This window comes from Nonomuraea sp. NPDC049784 (assembly GCF_040659615.1).
Lineage (GTDB): Bacteria > Actinomycetota > Actinomycetes > Streptosporangiales > Streptosporangiaceae > Nonomuraea.
Genome location: NZ_JBFAMX010000185.1, coordinates 1 through 17,866, shown reverse-complemented (window position 1 = coordinate 17,866; position 17,866 = coordinate 1). Strand labels below are relative to the sequence as shown.

20 protein-coding genes are annotated in these 17,866 nt (G+C 69.9%); 7 read left to right on the top strand and 13 right to left on the bottom strand.

From position 1 onward, the window contains the following. A partial coding sequence (locus AB0J09_RS30915) for a MarR family winged helix-turn-helix transcriptional regulator (protein WP_360698648.1) occupies nucleotides 1-391 on the top strand: 391 nt, incomplete at its 5' end. A 383-nt stretch (nucleotides 392-774) separates the two neighbouring features. Here AB0J09_RS30915 and AB0J09_RS30910 read toward each other — a convergent pair. The 4 genes from AB0J09_RS30910 to AB0J09_RS30895 form a co-directional block, all read right to left on the bottom strand. Beyond that, the gene (locus AB0J09_RS30910) at nucleotides 775-1,767 is read right to left on the bottom strand and encodes an aldo/keto reductase (RefSeq protein ID WP_360698646.1); all 993 of its coding nucleotides are present in this window, start codon (nucleotides 1,765-1,767) and stop codon (nucleotides 775-777) included. 44 nt (nucleotides 1,768-1,811) lie between these two features. Beyond that, nucleotides 1,812-3,071 (bottom strand): MFS transporter, encoded by a 1,260-nt coding sequence (locus tag AB0J09_RS30905; protein ID WP_360698644.1) that lies wholly within the window; start codon nucleotides 3,069-3,071, stop codon nucleotides 1,812-1,814. Beyond that, entirely contained in the window at nucleotides 3,068-3,640 is a 573-nt protein-coding gene (locus tag AB0J09_RS30900) for a helix-turn-helix domain-containing protein (RefSeq protein ID WP_360698642.1), read from the bottom strand. Before AB0J09_RS30900 ends, AB0J09_RS30905 begins: the two co-directional genes overlap by 4 nt. A 188-nt stretch (nucleotides 3,641-3,828) precedes the next feature. Beyond that, entirely contained in the window at nucleotides 3,829-4,017 is a 189-nt protein-coding gene (locus AB0J09_RS30895) for a hypothetical protein (RefSeq protein ID WP_360698640.1), read from the bottom strand. 222 nt (nucleotides 4,018-4,239) lie between these two features. Here AB0J09_RS30895 and AB0J09_RS30890 point away from each other — a divergent pair, with 222 nt between their 5' ends. Beyond that, nucleotides 4,240-4,689, top strand: coding sequence for a hypothetical protein (locus tag AB0J09_RS30890; RefSeq protein WP_360698638.1), 450 nt, complete (start codon nucleotides 4,240-4,242; stop codon nucleotides 4,687-4,689). Nucleotides 4,690-4,980: 291 nt separating this feature from the next. After that, complete coding sequence (locus AB0J09_RS30885) at nucleotides 4,981-5,352, top strand: DUF4345 domain-containing protein (protein ID WP_360698636.1); 372 nt, start codon at nucleotides 4,981-4,983, stop codon at nucleotides 5,350-5,352. 9 nt (nucleotides 5,353-5,361) lie between these two features. Here the strand turns inward: AB0J09_RS30885 and AB0J09_RS30880 are convergent, their stop codons facing one another. Further along, the gene (locus AB0J09_RS30880; RefSeq protein ID WP_360698634.1) at nucleotides 5,362-6,105 is read right to left on the bottom strand and encodes a helix-turn-helix domain-containing protein; all 744 of its coding nucleotides are present in this window, start codon (nucleotides 6,103-6,105) and stop codon (nucleotides 5,362-5,364) included. 641 nt (nucleotides 6,106-6,746) lie between these two features. On the opposite strand from AB0J09_RS30880, the gene AB0J09_RS30875 reads away from it, so the two are divergent. Next, a complete protein-coding gene (locus AB0J09_RS30875; RefSeq protein ID WP_360698632.1) occupies nucleotides 6,747-7,481 on the top strand; it encodes a DUF6461 domain-containing protein in 735 nt (244 codons plus the stop codon). A gap of 140 nt (nucleotides 7,482-7,621) precedes the next feature. Here AB0J09_RS30875 and AB0J09_RS30870 read toward each other — a convergent pair whose 3' ends face one another. Beyond that, nucleotides 7,622-8,164, bottom strand: coding sequence for a sulfotransferase (locus tag AB0J09_RS30870; protein ID WP_360698631.1), 543 nt, complete (start codon nucleotides 8,162-8,164; stop codon nucleotides 7,622-7,624). Nucleotides 8,165-8,327: 163 nt separating this feature from the next. On the opposite strand from AB0J09_RS30870, the gene AB0J09_RS30865 reads away from it, so the two are divergent. Further along, nucleotides 8,328-8,483 (top strand): hypothetical protein, encoded by a 156-nt coding sequence (locus tag AB0J09_RS30865; RefSeq protein WP_360698629.1) that lies wholly within the window; start codon nucleotides 8,328-8,330, stop codon nucleotides 8,481-8,483. After that, the gene (locus AB0J09_RS30860) at nucleotides 8,480-8,962 is read left to right on the top strand and encodes a GNAT family N-acetyltransferase (protein ID WP_360698627.1); all 483 of its coding nucleotides are present in this window, start codon (nucleotides 8,480-8,482) and stop codon (nucleotides 8,960-8,962) included. The genes AB0J09_RS30865 and AB0J09_RS30860 overlap by 4 nt, the downstream gene beginning before the upstream one ends. A 91-nt stretch (nucleotides 8,963-9,053) precedes the next feature. On the opposite strand, the gene AB0J09_RS30855 is transcribed toward AB0J09_RS30860, so the two are convergent. The 4 genes from AB0J09_RS30855 to AB0J09_RS30840 form a co-directional block, all read right to left on the bottom strand. Continuing rightward, entirely contained in the window at nucleotides 9,054-11,147 is a 2,094-nt protein-coding gene (locus AB0J09_RS30855) for a GAF domain-containing SpoIIE family protein phosphatase (protein WP_360698625.1), read from the bottom strand. 205 nt (nucleotides 11,148-11,352) lie between these two features. Next, nucleotides 11,353-11,988, bottom strand: a complete 636-nt coding sequence (locus AB0J09_RS30850) for a TetR family transcriptional regulator (protein ID WP_360698623.1) — start codon at nucleotides 11,986-11,988, stop codon at nucleotides 11,353-11,355. A gap of 78 nt (nucleotides 11,989-12,066) precedes the next feature. Further along, on the bottom strand, nucleotides 12,067-13,470 hold the full coding sequence (locus tag AB0J09_RS30845) for an L-fucose/L-arabinose isomerase family protein (RefSeq protein WP_360698621.1): 1,404 nt from the start codon (nucleotides 13,468-13,470) through the stop codon (nucleotides 12,067-12,069). Nucleotides 13,471-13,632: 162 nt separating this feature from the next. Further along, a complete protein-coding gene (locus AB0J09_RS30840) occupies nucleotides 13,633-14,439 on the bottom strand; it encodes an alpha/beta fold hydrolase (protein WP_360698619.1) in 807 nt (268 codons plus the stop codon). An 81-nt stretch (nucleotides 14,440-14,520) separates the two neighbouring features. Between AB0J09_RS30840 and AB0J09_RS30835 the strand changes: the two genes are divergently transcribed. Then, a complete protein-coding gene (locus AB0J09_RS30835; RefSeq protein WP_360698617.1) occupies nucleotides 14,521-15,141 on the top strand; it encodes a TetR/AcrR family transcriptional regulator in 621 nt (206 codons plus the stop codon). On the opposite strand, the gene AB0J09_RS30830 is transcribed toward AB0J09_RS30835, so the two are convergent. From AB0J09_RS30830 to AB0J09_RS30820, 3 genes are all read right to left on the bottom strand, one after another. Continuing rightward, nucleotides 15,122-16,498, bottom strand: coding sequence for a xylan 1,4-beta-xylosidase (locus tag AB0J09_RS30830; protein WP_360698615.1), 1,377 nt, complete (start codon nucleotides 16,496-16,498; stop codon nucleotides 15,122-15,124). The two genes, AB0J09_RS30835 and AB0J09_RS30830, sit on opposite strands and share 20 nt — an antisense overlap. Nucleotides 16,499-16,588: 90 nt before the next feature. After that, nucleotides 16,589-17,464, bottom strand: a complete 876-nt coding sequence (locus tag AB0J09_RS30825) for an NAD(P)H-binding protein (protein ID WP_360698614.1) — start codon at nucleotides 17,462-17,464, stop codon at nucleotides 16,589-16,591. A gap of 62 nt (nucleotides 17,465-17,526) precedes the next feature. After that, nucleotides 17,527-17,673: a hypothetical protein gene (locus tag AB0J09_RS30820; protein WP_360698650.1), complete on the bottom strand. Its 147-nt coding sequence runs from the start codon at nucleotides 17,671-17,673 to the stop codon at nucleotides 17,527-17,529. Between the last annotated feature and the right edge of the window lie 193 nt (nucleotides 17,674-17,866).

The following is a 17,866-nucleotide window of genomic DNA, read 5'->3' as shown; positions in this document are numbered from 1 at the left end:
CTCGGCCGCCGTGGCCCGCGCCGCCGACGTGCACGCCTCCGAGGAAGGGCTCGGAGTCGGGCAACACCTCGTGCTCCAGATGCTCGACGCCGTCGGCCCCTGCTCCCAGCAGACGCTCAGCGAGGAACTCCGGATCGACCGCAGCGTCATGGTCGGCATCTGCGACGACCTGGAGCAGGCGGGCCACGTCCGCAGAGAACGCAACCCCCGCGACCGGCGCTCCTACGCCGTCACCATCACCGACTCAGACAGCCGACGACTCGCCCAGGCCCAAGCCTCGATCCCGGCCTTCCTCGAGGACACCTTCCACGCCCTTACCCTCGACGAGCGCGGCCGGCTGAGTGCGATCCTCGCCAAACTCCTGCAGGCCGGCGCCGGCGGCCCTCGTTAACCCCATGCCAGTGGCCCATTCACAGGATGCGGGGCCCGCGGTCCGATCCATTACCACCGCACCAGCAAGCGTTCTGGTCCGCGCGGGACAATCCCGTGGTTCCGAGATTGCGCCCGCGACAACGTCTTGAGCGAGTACGTCGTCACCTACACGAGCGATCCCCTGATCAGCCCCCAGGCACGTGACTGGGCTGTGCGCGACGACCCCACCACCGCCGCACGTCCTGCGCCACACGCCCGCCTCTTCGGGGACGTCGGCCCACTGGGAAGCCTCTTCCCAACGGCCTGGATCGACCTCATCCGTCTTCCTGCCCGTCGTGACGTAGGGAACGTGACGGGAGCCTTCGTCGCGTGGTGGGGAGGATGTCGACCTGATGGAGAGTGTCAGTGCGCGGCGTCCAGTTTCGCCCGCTGTTCCGCCGTCAACTCCAGGTCTGCCGCGGCCAGGCTCTCGTTCAGTTGCTCCACCGAGGATGCGCCGACCAGCGGGATCACCGGGATCTCGCCGCCCATGAGCCAGGCCAGCACCACCTGGTTGACGGTCGCTCCGGTCTCCTGCGCCACCTCCCGCAGCGCCGCCAGACGCACAGGTGTGCCGGCGTGGTCGAACGCCACGTCGAGCGGCTTGTCCTGGCGGACGTAACCGCCGCCCAGCAGGGGCGAGTACGCGACCAGCGAGAGTCCGGGCTCGGCCCTCAGGTAGCTGAGCAGGTTCCCGCTGACCACGCCGAGGTTGCCGTCCTTGGATCGCAGTGTCGGCAGATCGGTACGCGGCCGCAGGTAGGTGTGGTGATATTGCACGACCTCATAGCCGGGCAGCCCTGCCGCGGCCGCCAGGCTCCGGGCCCGCTCGAGTCGCCAGGCCCAGTGGTTACTCGCCCCAAGCAGACCCACAGTGCCATCCTGGACCAAACCCGCGAAAGCCTCTACGGTCTCCTCCAGCGGCACCCTGGAACCTTCGATGTAGGCGTGTGCATACAGGAGGTCCAGCTTGTCCACGCCGAGCCGTTCCCTGCTCCGCTCCGAAGATTCCTGTATCACTTGGGCGGACAAGCCCTCAAGGTCGTGGCTGAGGGTGGTCGCTGGAACGTTGGGCCGCCCTCCGAGCTTGGTGGCGATGACGATCTCATCCCCAACGCCGCGACTGCGGCGCCAGCGCCCGAGCAGCGCCTCGCTCTCTCCGCCCTGAGTACCGTTGACCCAGTACGCGTAGTTGTTGGCGGTGTCGATGAAGTTGCCGCCGGCCTCGACGAACCGGTCGAGGATGGCAAACGACGTCGACTCGTCGATGGCGGTGCCGAACAGCATGGCGCCAAGGCTCAGCACGCTGACATCACGGCGGGTCTTCGGATCATTGCCGATGGTGCGGTACCTCATAGGGGATCCTCTCTTAGCTCAGGGAATGAGGGGGCCGGCATGGGTCACAGGCGGGTGTCCAGCCGGCCGGGCGGCAGATCACGCAGGCGGCGCAGAGGGCTGGCGAGGAGGATCAGGCCGCTCAGCACGAAGCCGATCAGCATCACCCACAACGCCGTGCGGACGGCGAACGCATCGGCCAGTGCGCCGGCCAGGATGCCCCCGAGCGGCATCGCGCCGAAGTTGACCAGCTGCACGCTGGATGTCACCCGGCCCATCAGTTCGCCCGGTACGTACGTCTGGATGAAACCGGAGAAGACCACGTTTCCTGCTACGACCCCCGTGACGATCAACACGCCGCCCAGGACGAACAGCGCCAGTCCGGCCCCGCGATCCGCCAGCGGGATCATCAGGCCGGCGGGGGCCAGGCCGGCTTTGCCCAGCAGAACGGCCCGCGCGCTGCCGAACCGTGCCGCCACCGGCCGTGCGACCATGGCGCCGACGATGCCACCCAGGCTGGTGGCCGCGATCAGCAGGCCGGTCTCGCCCGCGCCGGTCCCGACGTCGTTCACCAGGAAGAGCACGGTCAAGGACGTGTAGCCGGTCAGGGCCAGGTTGGCCGCACAGCCGTACAAGGTGTTGCCGCGAAGCAACGGATCGCGGGCCACCAGGAGAATGCCGTCGCGGATCTCGGCGCGGAGGCGCCGGCGGGGGCTGGGGGAGTGGGCTTCGCGGCGTTGGATGCGGGCAAGGCAGATGGCCGAGACGGCGAAGCTGGCGCCGTCGGCGACCAGGCAGCCGACGGCCGAGAACAACTGGGCGAGCAGCCCGGCGAGGCCGGGCCCGGCCAGGTTCGCCACCTGCTCGCTGCCCTGGAGCTTGGCGTTGGCCTCCAGCAGGTCCGGCCCGTCCACCAAGAACGGCAGGTAGGCGCGATATGCCGTCGCGAAGAACACCTTGGCGGTCCCCGCGGCCAGCGCGACCACGATCAGCTGGCCGATCGTCAGTCGCCCCAGAGCGGCGGCGCTCGGGACGCTGAGGAAGGCCACCATCGACGCCCAGTCGGCCACCAGCATCACGCGGCGGCGGGGGAGGCGGTCCACCCAGACACCCGCAGGCAGGCCGATGAGCAGCCAGGGCAGCCAGGCGGCGGCAGCCAGCACGCCGACCGCGAACGGCGGCGCGTCCAGCACGGTCACCGCGACCAGGGGCAGCGCGACACCGGTGACGGAACTGCCCAGGCTGCTGATGCTTTCGCCGATCCACAGCAGCCGGAAGTCGCGCTGGTGCAGCAGCCCGAGACGGGTCCCCTCTGCGACTGTCACGGTCGGCCGGGCACTGCGCGGGCGAAGGTGAAGACGGTGCTGCGTTCCCGGCCGTCGTCGGGCAGTTCGCGCTCTGCCCACTTGTTCATCACGGCTTTGATCTCGGCGGCGTATTCGGCCAGCTCTTCGTCGGTGACGCGGATCCAGGCCTCGGTCGAGAACGGCCCGAGCGGCCAGCGTTCCTGCTCAGACTGGGGCTGGTCCGCCCAGCGGCGCACGTGGCCGGTCTGCCGCTCCAGGTTGAGCGATTCGACGGCCCGAGCCACCGCTTCCCCTGCGGCGTCGTCGGCGAAATCGGTAGAGGACCAGCAGAGCGTGGGCGTGGTCCGACGCCACCAGCGTTCGCGCCGGTCGCGGGCCAGCTCTGGCACCTCCTCGATCAGATCGGCGACTGCCAGGGCGCGCAGGTGGTGGCTGACGTTGCCGACCGCTTCCCCGGTCTGTTCGGACAGGGCGCTGGCGGTGGCGGGGCCGTCGAGTTTCAGCAGGTCGAGGAGGCGGCGGCGCACCGGGTGCGCCATGGCTGCCAGGACCCGCGAGTCGGTGATCGAAGGGTGGTCGTCGGGCACAGCGAGGAGCGTATATGTACAAGAGTCATTGCACAACATCTCTTGTACATATAAACCCCGGCTTGAAGGCCTCTCGTGAACCAGCGCTCGACCTGATTATCGTCTTCGCGCCCCTCCAGCGCCGCGCCCTGGGCGTGCCGGGGCGCGGCGCAGATCATGGGTGGTATTGGAGTCTCGGGCTGGGCCGGTCAGGTCCGGTCGATGTACCAGTTGCCGCAGAAGCTACCGAGTATCGCGGTGCGCGCGCAGGCCCGGACCGCGTAGTGCCGCTGCTGGCTGGTGTTCCAATTCATGACGAGGCTGCTCTCCGAATCGGAGAACGGGCCGCACTGCTTCCGGCCGCCGTTCGCGTTCACCTGTTCTGTGGTGGGATACATGGGGCAGGCTGCTGGGCATTCCCTGCAGGCTGCGCTCCACCCAGACCTGCTCGCCCGAATAGCGGGGTGAGAGCCTGGCGTAGCTGTAGTTGAAGGCGCCGCCGTTCCACAACTGGAGGCTACGGTCGCCCAGATCGGGGCTCGCGCCGTTGACGAGCTTGTAGTACGGGAATATGGGACTGGTCGCACTCGGACGGGGTGGCGCTCGCGGCGGAGAGCGGAATGACGGCCCCGGCCGCCGCGCCGATGATCACGGCGAGGAGGATCTTCACGAAGCGGTTCGAGGTCGTGCGCTTTCCAGCACTCATGGCGATCCCGGTCTCGGCTCCGTCCGCCCAGGCCTACGCGCCGGCGGAGCCTGAGCAGGCGTACGCGCCGGTCGAGGTCGTGCACACCGAGCAGGTGCAGACCGGCCCGTACCACCTGACCGTGGGCTTCTCCACGTGGCCGCTGCGCGCCATGCAGTCGCTGGACTTCACCTTCGCCATCAACAGCCCCCAAGGGCAGGGAACAGGCACTCTGGACAACATCACGGTCCTCGAGCAGCCCGGCCCGCCGCTGGCGCTGAGCTGGGCCCTTTGCACCCTGCCCGTCCTCGGCCTGATCGCCTTGCTGATCGTCGCCTGGCGACGCCACCGTCCTTCCCGCCGCCTCGCGGCGATGGACGTCTGAGGCACGGACGGCTCAGGAGCAGGCGGGGACCGGGAGCCCGGAGGTGCGATTCCCCCGCTCCAGCGCACGTTCCCGCTCGCTCTTCTTCTCGCCCGCGGCGACGAGCCACCAGCCGACGCAACTCGACGATCAACTCGTCATCGCCGTCCAGGAACGCCAGGTCACGACGCATGCGGCTACGCAAGAAGACCAGGCCACTGGCGCGCCCTCCGACGCGGCGGGTCGGTGAAAGCCAGGTGCGGCGCGCGAGCGGCAGGCTGGCCTGACCAGGACACAAAGGGGAGCACCTTCATGTCGGCTGTCGTGATCGCCGTGGTGGCGGTCTTCTTCCTCGGGATGGGCGTCTACGGCCTCCTCGCGCCTGCCGCGCTGATCAGGCCGTTCCGGATCGTCGCTGACTCGGCCGAGGCGCGGACCGAGATCCGTGCCGTGTACGGAGGCTTCGGCGTGGCCGTCGCGGGCCTGCTGCTGGTAGCGGCGGCCGACGCGGGCGGGATGCGGACCGGCGTGGTCGTGACCGTCGCCGTGTCCATGTTGGGCATGGCCTTTGGCCGGCTGGTGGCGCGGTCGGTCGAGCGGCCGTCGGCGTTCTATCCCTCGTGGCTGTACTTCTGGGTGGAGGCCGTCGGCGGTGGCGCACTGCTGGCCGCCATCACCTGGTGAGTCGTCCCGTCACAACACGGGATCCAGACACCGGATCGTGAGGTGCCGGGAGAGCAGGGCGCTCGGGGGAAGGCCGAACATCGCGTGGAACGCGGTGCTGAAGTGGGATGGGCTGGCGAAGTAGCCGTCGGCCGCGGCACGGGTGAGGTTCTCGCCTGAGGCCAGCGCGCGTGCGGCTCGGTGCATCTGCGCCCACAGCCGAAACCTCCGGTACGAGGTGCCCGTACGGTCCCTGAACAGCCGCAGGAAGCGTGACTCCGACAGCCCGAGATCGGCGGCGAGCAGCGCGGCGGGCAAGGGCTCGTCCGCGCCGATCAGGCGGCGCATGGCGGCGGCGATCCGGGGGTCGGTGAACGATGCCGCCTTATGGCCGGTGGCCTCGTCCGTCCAGGCGGTGATCTGCCGGTCCGGGCTGTGCGCGGAGATGGCCGCCGCCCGGACCAGAAGGCCGGCCTCGGCTTCGTGCCCGGTCATGACGCCGTGGTCGTCGGCGGTGAACCTGGCCCGGCACGCCCGGTCCTCGGCCGAGCCGGGGTCGAGGTAGAGAAAGACCATGCGGTCGCCGCCCGCCGTGAGCTGGTGCCGGACTCGCGGTGGGATGAGAGCGGTCCGCGCCCGGAGTTCGCCGCCGGGTGTGCGCCGTACGGCAAAGGGTGCGTCCACGCCGACGGCCACGCACGCCACCGCGCCGGAGTGCGGGCCCAGCCGCAGGGACGGCCCGGCGTACAGGGCGCGGCCCGGCCACAGCCACACCGCCGCCTCCCCACCCGGAGACTCCCGGAGCTGGGGTAAGGCCGTACCGCGAAAGGTCCGTGAAAGCGCTGACATCGACGTCTCCCGCAGGCTTACCGGATTCGGGACGTTCATTGGAGGATACGGTGCCCTCGTTCACCCGCGGGATCGGCATGGCCTTGTTCGGCGCTGTGGGAACGCTCAACCTCGCGCCGGGCCTCATCGCGCTGATGCCCGCTGCGGGCAGGCGATCGGCAAATGGCAGATCGAGGACCAGGTGGTCGCCGCCGCCGTCGACGCCTTCTGCGTTGCTCGCGTCCCGCAGCCCCGGACCGCCGACGACCTGCTGATCATCAGCACCGACGGCAAGGGCATCGTGATGCGGCCCGAGGCGTTGCGCCTGGGTGCTGGGCCTGCTGGCCGGGAACATCGACCAGGTCCTCGACGACATGAACACACGGGCCGCCGCCGTTCCCGCCGACCGGCGCGGCGGGCTGGAGATCACCGGCGCAAGGTGAGGACTGGCCGGAGCCGAAGCGATCCTGAAGCTCCGCGCCGTGATCAGCCACGGCGACATGGATGCCTAATGGGCCTTCCACATCGACGGCGAGCAACACCGCCTTCACCCGAGCTCGCCACCAGGAGACATACGCGCTAACAGCTTGATCGACACGTTCAGTGCGTTCGACCTGCCCACCTGCGATTGCGCGTCGCGGGCGAGCCGTGCGCCTTGTGCCGCCAGCCACTTTTGGCAGTACGGTCGGGCGACCGCGACCGCGACCGCGAAGGAGACGATCATGGCAGGCCCGACACCGGAGCAAGTTGAGCACTACGTGCGAATGCTCGAGCAGTTGAGCGATCTCTCGCCGTGCCCCGGGGAAAACTTGTGTTGGACGGTGGTCCGCCCTCACCAAGCGGGGTTGACAGTGCAAGAGGTGGTACGCCGGTTGCACGGTGACCCGGACACTGTGACGACGTACCGGCCGGCTGATGCCGATGATGACGACGACACGGTCTTCCTCGAACAGCGCGGCGGCACGGTCATCATCGTGGGGTACGGCACCGCCACCGCTGAGGAGGACGCGTTGCGGCGGCTCAGCCAGAGCGCCACAGTTCATTCGGTGTTCTGGCTGATCAACAACTTCAGCAGGCTCTACTACCTCGTCGACGGCGTGGTGGTCACCGAGGTGGAGACGCTGAGCCCGCTGGACCAGTGGGGTACCGACCCGGAGGCTTTGACCGACCACCTCGACGCGCTGCGCGACCTCCATGATCGTTCCGGCCCGGGCCCTGACTGGGAGACCGCGATGGCCACCCTGGAGTCGTTGACCGGCCAGCGACTCGATGCCGACTGGTTTGCCCGTCCTCAGCTGCTTACGAAGGTGAACCGCCGTTGACTGCAGATTCTGGGCGAGGCGGCCCAGAATGGCTGAGGAGCCCATCGGGGATGGGTGCATTCTTCTGGAGGAAACCTGTGGGGCTGGGCGAATCAGTCACTGCGGAAGAGCTACCCCCAAGAGAGCTCGCGGCCAGCATGTCACAGGACCTGGTCGCGGGGGAACAGGGTGAGCAGGTGCGCGAGCTGCTCCCCGTACCGGCCGAGGCCGGTGTAGTGCCAGAAGTGCGCCCACCCGGCGGCGACGCGGCGCGGCTCGGCCGCGCAGGCACGCACCAGGTCGCCGATCGGCTCCAGCCCGGCCGACCACAGGTGCGTCCAGTTGGAGTGGGCCCGCTCGACGGGGTCGCGCAGGATCGCGATGAGCCGCGCCTGCGGGATCAGCGCGTGGACGCGCCGCTGCGCGGCCAGGTCGTACAGGTAGAGCGGGGTCGCCTCGCCGAGCAGGGCACCCTTGGGCGCGCCGTCGAAGAGGGCCTCGTAGTCGGCGCGCCGCCAGACGTGCTCCCGGTACGTCTGCGCGTCGCCGGGCCCGCCGCGGACAGGAGGCGGGCCGTCGGTGAGGAAGAATTTGGGCTCCTTCACCTGTGACAGGTAGAGCGCGGGGTGCACCTGGAGTGCCGCGTGCAGGGCCGTCGTGCCGGCCTTGGGCGCGCCGATCACCAGGAAGTGCGGCAAGGGCATGGGTCCTCGTCCTTACTGCTCACTCGTGTTATCCCTATTTTCCTACCAACTGTGTCGGACAACCGGTGGCTTCATTGACAGCAATACCTAGTTTTCCTACTGTCTAAATGGGTATTCGGAAAGCCGAGGAGGACGCTCGGACCTGCAGGGGCTCGTCGCGGCGATGACCAAGAAGGGCAACGGCCTGGTGAAGCAGCTCAACGAGGCGCTCAGTACCCCGATCAAGAACGGCAAGTACAAGGAGGTGCTCGACCGATGGGGTCTGAGCAACGAGTCGCGGATCAATCCCCCTGGTCTGCTGCCCGGGCAGGCGGCGTGAACAAGATCGAGGTGCGGCACGTCGACGTCACCGACCCCGCCGTCGCGCCTCTGCTGATCGGCCTGCACCTCGAATACACCTCCCGGTACGGGCCGAACGACGAGCTCACCAGGTATCCGGGGACCGAGTTCGCGCCACCGCACGGGACCTTCCTCATCGTCTCGGCGGAAGGGGAGACGGTGGCAGGGGGCGCGTTCCGCCGCTACGACGACGTGACGGCGGAGCTGAAGCGGGTCTGGACGCGTCCCGGCCACCGCCGCATGGGGCTCGGCCGGCTGGTGGTGCGCGAGCTGGAGGAGGAGGCGGCCAGGCGGGGCTACGGCCGCGTCCACCTGACCACCGGCCCGCGCCAGCCGGAGGCCGTCGCGCTCTACCTCGCCAGCGGGTACAAGCCCCAGTTCGACGTGCGAGACCAGCCCACCCGCGGGCCGCTGGCGTTCGTCAAAGCGCTCGCTACCGCAGGCGCGCGGCGCGGCTGAGGCGCGGGACGCTCTCGATGACCTTCCCACGAGCTGAGCGTGATCGACGCGGCCGCGGCGCCGGAGAAGTTGGAGCGCTGCTGAGCAGGGCTCACGTACGGCAGAGGAGCACCGCGATGTCGTCCGTCCGCTGCTCGACGGTGGCCCCCTTGAGGAGCGACTCCGCCAGGTCGTACAGGGGCTCGCCGGTCGAGGGCGTGAAGCGCTCGGCCAGTTCGTCGATGGCCGTGCCGATCCCGATTCCCGGCTGCTCGATGAGGCCGTCGGTGTAGAGGGCCAGCACGGCACCGGGCGGCAGGGGCACCTCCGAGGTGGCGTACTCGGCCGCGGGGTCCACGCCGAGCAGCAGCCCGGGGGAGTGGTCGAGGACCTGGGTGCGCCAGCCGGGCCGGCCGAGCAGCGGCGGCAGGTGGCCCGCGCTGGCCAGGCAAGCGGTGCGCTTGCGCAGGTCGAGGCCGACGTACAGGCAACTGGTGAACCGGTCGGGGGCCAGCTCGCAGAGCAGCCGGTTCGTGTGCGCGAGCACCTCGCCGGGTCTCGCCCCGGCGGTGGAGTGGGCGTGGATGGCGGTACGAACCTGGCCCATGAGGGCGGCGGCGGTCATGTCGTGGCCCTGCACGTCGCCGATGACCGCTGCGGCCATGGTGTCGCTCAGGCGGATGAGGTCGTAGAAGTCGCCGCCGATGTCCATCCCCGGCGTGGCGGGCAGGTAACGGGCGGCCAGCTCGAGGCCGGGGACCTCGGGCAGCGTACGCGGCAGCAGGCTCTGCTGCAGGCACTGGGCGAGCTGGTGCTTGACGTCGTAGAGCCGGGCCCGTTCGAAAGCCTGCGCGATCAGTCCGGTGAGCGCGGTGAGCGTGGCCTGCTCGTCGGCGCTGAACTGGTGCGGGCGGTCGAACGCGAGGATGCACGTGCCGATCGGTTGGCCCGAGGTGACCAGCGGCAGGAACGCCCAGGCGGACATGTTGTCCGAGCGGACCGCGTCCGGGTACGCCTGGCGCAGCGCGTCCCACGTGGAGAAGAACGCCGGCTGACAGGCGTCGAAGGAGTGGTTCGCCGGGTTCGGCACGATCACGGGACGGCCGTCGAACTCCTCGATGGCCTCCTTGCTGTAGCCGAGCGAGGCGTCCACGCGCAGCCGGCCGCCCTTCGAGGTGAGGATGCACAGGGCCTGGACGTTGTAGAGCGGCATGACGTGGTCGGCCACCAGGTCGACCACGTCCTGGGCGGTCACCGCCCGCGAGAGGGTGGTGGCCAGGTGCAGCATCTCGTGCAGTGTGACCGTCCTGGACGACCGCTCGGCGCCGCCCACGAAGTGGTCGGGCCCGCGGGCGCCCGCGTTCGGCGTGATGCGCACGGTGATCCCCGTCAGGCCGGGGAAGAGGCGGAACGACAGCTGCCGCCCCGCGGGGTTGCGGGCCGTGAAGTGGGTGGCCTGGCGTCCGACGACCGCGGCGCGGTAGCGGTCCACGTACGAGGGGTCGTCCATCCACGGCAGCGCGTCCCACAGACGCCTCCCGAGCAGCCCGGACGCGGAGCTGAGCAGCAGGTCGGCGGCCGGGGCGGTCAGGAGGGTCACCCGCCCCTCCGTGTCCAGCGAGCAGTAGCCCTCGGACAGGCGGTTGAGGCAGTCGAGCGCGACCATGTCGGCCCGTGGGTCGAGGTGTCGCGTCAGGTCGAGCACGCGGGGCCGGGGGCCCGGCTTGATCGGCCGCCCCCGCTCGGCCGCCTCCTGGAGCACGCCGGCCATCCGGGTGCTGACGTCGTCGATGAGGTCGAGCTCGCGCTTGGCGAGCCGGTTCACGCGCCCGCCCGGCCAGAGCAGCAGGAACCCGCCCCAGACGGTGCCGCCGCTGCGGACGGGGGAGGCGGCCACCGCGAAGTGGTACGGCACCGACAGGGCCGCCGCCGGGAACATCCGTGCCAGGTCCTCCCTGCCGGTGAGCCACAACAGCCGCCGCTCGCGCACCGCCGTGGCGATCGGCACGGGGTCGCTCGTCCTGATCCTGGCCCACGCCTTGGCGATCAGCCCCGGGAGTCCGGCCTGCGCGTCCATCCGCAGGACCTCGCCGTTCTCGTCCATGACGTACATGGCGCCGATGTGCGCTCCCGTGCTGAGGACGGCTTCCACCAGCAGCTCGTCCAGGCGGGACGAACCGATCGGCGAGGCTCCGGACCCCTGCACCGCTCAGCCCGCCTCGCTCACGTTAAGTGAGCACAACAATCGCCACAAACCGCTCATATCGGGCAGAATACACGCATATATGTAGCAGATTGCTTACGTTGCGCTAGCGCATAGATCTAGGAAAACGGCGCCGAGGAAGATCCCGCCTGACGCAATTGCGAAATGTCCGCCATGAGCCATCCCGCTCCGGGAACCCGGGCCCCGTTCACGGGCTTTGCCTGGGATCGGGGTCGGGCAGGAGCAGGCCGCGGGCGATCAGCTGGTGCATGTGCGCGCGGAAGCGCCGCAGCGTGCGGGGATCGCCGGCGTGCCGCCGCTGACCCGTCCCGTCCAGCACCCCGCTCATTGCGAACCCGTGGATGCACCAGATCATCGTGTACGTGATGAACTGCCCATCGGCGCCCGCCGGCTTCGCGAGCGCGTCGATGCTGTCGATGGAGCGCTGGGTCAGCGCCTGGGCGTTGAGTGGCTCCAGGTCGATGTCGCTGGCATCCGACAGCCAGCGGTGCATCCACAGCGCGGGGATCTCCGGTTTCTCGGCGCACAGGTCGATGTACCCGTCGATGAGCCGGTGCAGCGCCTCAGCCCGCCGCTCGGGTGGCGCGGCCCTCAGCTCACCGGCCCTGGCGTCGAGGACGGCCGCCAGAGCCCGGTGCGCCTCTTCCATGACCGTCAGATAGAGCCGCCGTTTGGTGGCGAAATGCGTGCCGACCGCGGCCGCGTCCACGCCGGCGGCCTCCGCGATCTGCTCGATGGAGGTCCCGTCGTAGCCGAGCGCGGCGAACAGCCTGGTCGCCGCCCGCAGGATCGACCCCTGCTCGCCGCCTTCTGGAGAGCCCATGGACGCGACCCTAGAGCGGGAGCGCCGCACGGCCCATCACGTGATCGGCAAGCAGGGGTAAAAATAGTGCCCGGTCGGTCAGATCTGGATGAACTCCGTTTCCAGCAGGTGGGCGAGGGCCTTCAGCTCGGCGGCCCGGTGTCCGGTGCCGAGCGCCCAGTGGTGGGACATGCCGGTGGCGCTCCAGTCGTCGGTCCACTCGCCGGGATCCCGGCCGAAGTCCACGCGGGAGGTGGTGTTCCCGATCTGCAGGTGCGGCCCGTCCACGGTCTCCCCCTCCGAGGCCACCAGGGCGAAGCGGCCGTCACGGCGCTGGATGATGCCGAACGCCGTCACCGGCCCGTGCTTCACGTCGAACTCCACGGAAACGCCCCATCCGCGCTTGCCGTGGTAGACCCCGAGCCCGCGCAGGAGCGGCCTGCGGGCGCTGATGGCCAGGTGGGCGGGCCCGTCGTGGCCCATCTCGACGTGGCCGCGGTGGAAGTCCAGCGCCTGAAGCTCGGTGAACGACCCGCCGGCGCCCAGCCGGTCCATGATCAGCATGGCCAGGCTGGTACGCAGCTCGTACTCGCCGGCTGCCGGGATGCCGCGCGCGGTGAGCAGGGAGGAGCCCAGGATCATGCCGGCGCCCAGCCGCTCGTGCATCTCCCCGTCCAGGCCGCGGTGGTAGTACGCCAGGCTGTCCAGCGAGAAGTCCTCAACCAGCCGGTCGAGGCCGACGGAGACGCGGCAGGCCCACTCCAGGTCGATGTCGTTGACGCTGTCGGCCAGCTCGAAGACCTTCTCGGTCTCCGCCCGCTTGGCGGCCACCTCGGCGTCGGTGACCTTCTCCACGCGTACCCGCAGGTCGTCGAACTCCAGCACCTCGACGTGCCCGCCGAAGTTCGCCGAGACGAGCGTGAGGTCGGTGGAGACGTCCAGCATGCCCGGGTAGAGGTGACCCATCAGCCCGTGGCGCCCGTGCCGCAGGGCGGCACGGGCCCCGGCCGCCCGCACCCAGCTCGTGATCCGGGCCCAGGCGCGCTCGTCCTCCAGGTAGCCCGACACCGAGCGGAACGGGATGCCGCACCGCTGGAAGGCGTTGGCCATCTCGGGCAACGGGCAGGCGCCGCAGTAGGCCAGCCACTGCCCGGTGTCGAACGTGGCGTGGTCCATCGACTCGGTCGGCTGCAGGTTGATCAGCAGCACGGGCGCACCGCTGCGCTGCGCGATCGGCACGAGCATGGTGGCCGTCATGTACGTGGTGAGGAACCCGACGATGAGGTCGCAGTCGGCGGCCCGCAGCTTCTCAGCCGCCGCCGCGCCCTCCTGAGCGTCGGAGATGAACCCGACGTCCACGATCTCCGCGTCCAGCTCCCGCATCCGTTCGGAGACCCGCGCGGCCGATCGCTGGAGCTGGGGGAGGAGGTCGGGGAACTGCGGCCAGTACGCGCCCAGCCCGCCGGCGACCAGTCCGACACGGGTCTTCGTCTTGCGTGCCACGGTGAAGCCCTCCTGAGGGGGTCAAGGGAGGATGCCGGGAAGTTTTCGGACAAAAGTATAGATCTTTTCCGAAACCTCACCATAGGGCGCGCAGCCAGGTCTTCGCCGCACTTCGGCCTATGTCCTTTGGGGGCCGGGGGAGTGGTGGCGGGGCGGGTGGGGTCAGGGGCGTAGCGTGCGGTCCAGGAAGTCCACGATCGTACGGGTCAGCTCCAGTCGGTGGTCCGAGAGCGCGTGGTCGGTCTGGAAGAGGTGGTGCTCCAGGTGCGGCACCGGATGTGACTCGAAGGCCCGTACCAGCGGATGATGGTGCGTTTCGGCCGGCGTGACGGGGTCGCGCCCGGTCCCGATGAGCAGCACAGGGCGGTCGGCCAGGCGCGGGGCGAGCGAGGCCAGGCTCCACTCCCGGCCGTTGGCCTCCATCTCGGCCACCAGCGCCGCACCGCTGGTGTCGCGCAGCGGCAGCAGCTCGCCCTCGAAATCCTGTACGTACGCCGCCCGCACCGCCGCATCCGCGAGGCAGGCGGCGGCGGCTACGCCCGCGTCGAAGGCCGCCACCGAGGCGACCGCGCGGACCGCCGGATCGGCGGCGGCCGTCATCAAAGCCGCGAACCCGCCCATGCTGTGCCCCACCACGCCCAGCCGCTCCGGGTCCAGCCGGGAGTCCCGGCGTACCGCCTCCACCACGCGGGCCGCGTCCTCCAGGACGTGCCGCCACGAGTAGGACCCGCCCACGCCCCACGAGCCCCGATAGTGGAACACCAGCGCCCCGTAGCCCGCCCGCCGCAGCGCCTGGGCCAGGTCGAAGTTGCGCTCGTTCCCCGGAAATCCGTGCAGGAGCACCACGATCGGATGGGGCCCTGGGCCGGCCGGGAGGTGCAGGACGCCGAGCAACTGTTCGCCGCCGCTGTCGAACGTCACCGCCGGCGTGCTGGCAGGCGGCGTGAGAGTGCTGGAGGCGTTGGCCACGCGAGTCTCCGTCCATCATCGAACTGATCGGTTCGGTGAGGAATTTAGCAGAGAGTTGGGACCGTCCGGTACCATCTACGCATGCCCGTACCAAAAGGCGCCTCGCTCGACCCCGCCCAGACCCGGGCCACGATCCTGCGCGCCGCCACGACCCTGCTGTACGAGCGGGGGCTCGACGGCGTCGGGGTGGCGGAGCTGTGCGCGAGCGTCGGCGCGTCCAAGGAGACGCTCTACCGGCACTTCGGCTCGAAGGACGGGCTCGTCCAGGCCGTGCTCGAGGCCCGCAGCGACCACGTCGTGCGCTGGCTGCGGGAGGCGGCGGACGGCGCGGGCGACGACCCCGCCGACCAGCTCGCCGCGGTCTTCGACGCGCTCGGGAGCTGGTACGCCGAGCCCGCCTTCCGCGGTTGCGCGATCGTCAACGCCTCCACCCAGTGGCACGACGGCCCTCCGCGGACAGTCGCCGCCCGGCACCTCGACCGCCACCTCGACCTGCTGACCGGCATCGCCCGCCAGGCCGGCGCCCGTGATCCGGAGGCCCTGGGCAGGCAGCTGCTCATGCTGGTGGAGGGCGCCACCGTGCTCGCTGACCACCGCGGAGAGGGCGAGGCCGCCGAGCTGGCCAAGCAGGCGGCCCTCGCCTTGCTGCGGCAGGCCCTTCAGACGCCCAGGGTCCCGTCCCTCAGCGGCCGGTCCACTTGATCTCGTACGGCTTGAGCGCGTACTCCTTGCCGTCCACGGTCGTGGTGACCTGGGCGTCGGCGGTGTTGACCAGCAGCAGCTGCTGGGGCTGGGCCAGCACCCTGACCTTGGCGTCCGACGAGGTGACAGGCTCCAGCTCGGCGTCGGCGGGGAACCACTTGACGAAGTTCGCCAGCAGCTTGCCGGTCGCCGTCTCGGCGCCGCTCCGCGGGTCCCACAGGCACGCCGGGCAGTCTTTGTCCTTGGTCTGCGGGTTCCAGTACAGCGCCGTGGCGGCGCCGCTCCGCGCGAACTCGATCATCGAGGCGGCCTGTACGGCGAGCCGCTTGGGCTCCGGCCACGTGGTGCCGTCCTCGGGTACGAAGTACCACTCCGACCACCAGACCGGCAGGTCGCCGACCTTGTCGCGCAGCCACTTGGTGACCGCGCTGAACTTCTCCAGCGCCCCGAACTCGTCGGGCAGCAGCTCGTGGGCGTCGGTGGGCGAGGCGCCGTCGACCACGACGAAGTCGGCGCCCTTCTTGTGCTTGAACCAGTAGTCGAAGGCGTCCAGGGAGTTCTGGTTGACGACCCCCCACTCGCCGCGCAGCGCGGAGTCGCCGTCCCTGTTGCTGTCGAAGCCGAGGTAAGGGCCGCCGATCTTGGCGTCGGGCCGGGCCTGCTTCACCGCGGCGTACACCTTGTTGTACAGCTCGGTGTAGCCCTTGTAGTCCGCGGGCTTGGCGTGGTCCCTCCAGAAGCCCTTCAGCTCATTCCAGACCATGAAGTACTTGACGTCCGTGTACCTCGAGGCCACGGCCGCCGCCAGCTTGGCGAAGTCGTCGAAGTGCTCGGGGTAGGGGGCGTCCTCCAGGTGCTCTCCCCACGCCGAGTCCTCGGTGGGGCCTTGGGGGCCGCCCTTCATCCAGTCGGGGGCGCAGCAGAGCGTGATGACGGGGACGGCGCCGGACTCCTTCATGAGGTTCAGCCGGCTGTCGAGGTCCTCCCAGTAGTACTGCCCCGGATATGGCTCGGGGTTGAGCGCGCCGAAGCCCATGATGTGCTGGTTCTGCAGCATCGGGGTCTGCGACAGCCGCCCGGAGACGTCCTGCTCGAAGTCCGGGTTGATGTTGTTGGCGCTGACGCCCGTATGGGTGAAGCCCCAGCGCGGCCAGCCCTCGTCCACCTGCGGCCGCTTCGCCGGCGCCGGCTGGGACTCGGCAGGGGGCTGCTGCTGCTGCTCTTGCTGGGCTCCAGTAGTCCCCTGCTCCGCCCGGTCGGCGAAGGAGCAGCCCGTCACGACCAGCGCAACGGCCGCCGATAACGCGGCCGCCCGGCCGAGCCGCCCCCAGATCGATCCCCCGCTAGTCGATGCCACCCGAATCTCACCCGATCCTCGCCACCGTCATGCCGCCTGTAGCGTTCCACGGGTGGCGTAAAAGGGGCACATCGCGAGCGGGGTTCACAGCTAATCGTTATCGTTCTGTCCGGCGAAGTGCCCAGCATTGTCTGCCGCCCACTCGGCGAACGTCCGCGCGGGGCGGCCGAGGATCTTCGCCACCTCCTCGGTCACGGGCTCGGGGACGTTCCTGATGTACCTGGCCAGCAGGCCCCGCACGAATGTCTCGGGCATCCCGTTCCTGACCATGCCCTGCTCGAGCACCTCCGGCGGGACCTCCTGAAAGCGCAGCGGCCGGCCGATCGCCTCGCCGATGACCGTCACCATCTCCTCGTGGGACAGCGACTGCGGGCCCGTCAGCTCCACCTTCCGCCCTGCCAGGTCGTCGGTGAGCAGCGCGTGAGCTGCCACCTCCACCAGGTCCCGATCGTCCAGCGGCGACTCCCGGAACGACGCGGCCACGTACCGGACCGTGTCGCCCATGCGGATCTGCGGAGCCCATGCCTGGACCGAGTTGGAGGCGAAGGGGCCGGCCCGCAGGCTGGTCCAGCTCAGGCCGCTGGCGATGGCGGCGGACTCGGACTCCTTGTTCCTGTCGCCGCGGTAGCGGGAGGGCTGCTCGTCGAGCGGGTCGTCGACGTTGATCGCCGACAGGGCGACCACTCGCGTCGCGCCGCCTTCCTTGGCGAGGGCGAGCAGCTCGTCCGCGGACTCGCCGATGACGCGCGAGTGCAGGAAGACGGCGGTGACGCCGTCCAGGTGGCGGGCGAGCGTGCCCGGCCTGGACGGGTCTCCTTCGACGACCTCCACTCCCGCGGGGAGCCCGGCGTCGTGCGGAGCGCGGCTGACGGCGCGGACCGCGGCGCCCTCCGCGACGAGCAGCTCGACCAGTGGGCGCCCGAGAGCGCCGGTCGCTCCGGTCACCAGAATCGTGTTCTCTGTCATGCCTTCTGAGAGCGGGACCGGTGACCGGAGTGTGACAGGTGCCGGCGAATGTGACGCACGCCTCAGACGTACCCGGTCGAGCCGTCGGGGCGGATGGGAAGGACGCGTTCCCAATGCACGTAGTCGTCGGTGCGCAGGGCCGACTCGTCGACCTCCACACCCCAGCCGGGCCGGTCGGGCCGCAGCTCCAGGTAGCCGTCCACCGGCACGTACGGGTCCGGGCACCACGTCGTGTCGTCCGGCTTGTACTCCAGCAGCTTCAGCCCGTGATGAGCGGCCGCGAAGTTGGGGGGGGCCCCCCCCGGCCCGCCCCGCGGGCCCGGCGCGGGCCCGGCGCCGGGGGGGGGGGCGCGAGAAAGGGAGAAAACCCACGAGAAAAAAACAAAAAAACAATATAATATC

Bases quoted from the DNA above. Each gene is read 5' to 3' on its own strand.
- AB0J09_RS30910 (WP_360698646.1), bottom strand. From the start codon at position 1,767: ATGAGGTACCGCACCATCGGCAATGATCCGAAGACCCGCCGTGATGTC.
- AB0J09_RS30895 (WP_360698640.1), bottom strand. From the start codon at position 4,017: ATGTATCCCACCACAGAACAGGTGAACGCGAACGGCGGCCGGAAGCAG.
- AB0J09_RS30890 (WP_360698638.1), top strand. From the start codon at position 4,240: ATGACGGCCCCGGCCGCCGCGCCGATGATCACGGCGAGGAGGATCTTC.
- AB0J09_RS30885 (WP_360698636.1), top strand. From the start codon at position 4,981: ATGTCGGCTGTCGTGATCGCCGTGGTGGCGGTCTTCTTCCTCGGGATG.
- AB0J09_RS30870 (WP_360698631.1), bottom strand. From the start codon at position 8,164: ATGCCCTTGCCGCACTTCCTGGTGATCGGCGCGCCCAAGGCCGGCACG.
- AB0J09_RS30865 (WP_360698629.1), top strand. From the start codon at position 8,328: ATGACCAAGAAGGGCAACGGCCTGGTGAAGCAGCTCAACGAGGCGCTC.
- AB0J09_RS30850 (WP_360698623.1), bottom strand. From the start codon at position 11,988: ATGGGCTCTCCAGAAGGCGGCGAGCAGGGGTCGATCCTGCGGGCGGCG.
- AB0J09_RS30835 (WP_360698617.1), top strand. From the start codon at position 14,521: ATGCCCGTACCAAAAGGCGCCTCGCTCGACCCCGCCCAGACCCGGGCC.
- AB0J09_RS30825 (WP_360698614.1), bottom strand. From the start codon at position 17,464: ATGACAGAGAACACGATTCTGGTGACCGGAGCGACCGGCGCTCTCGGG.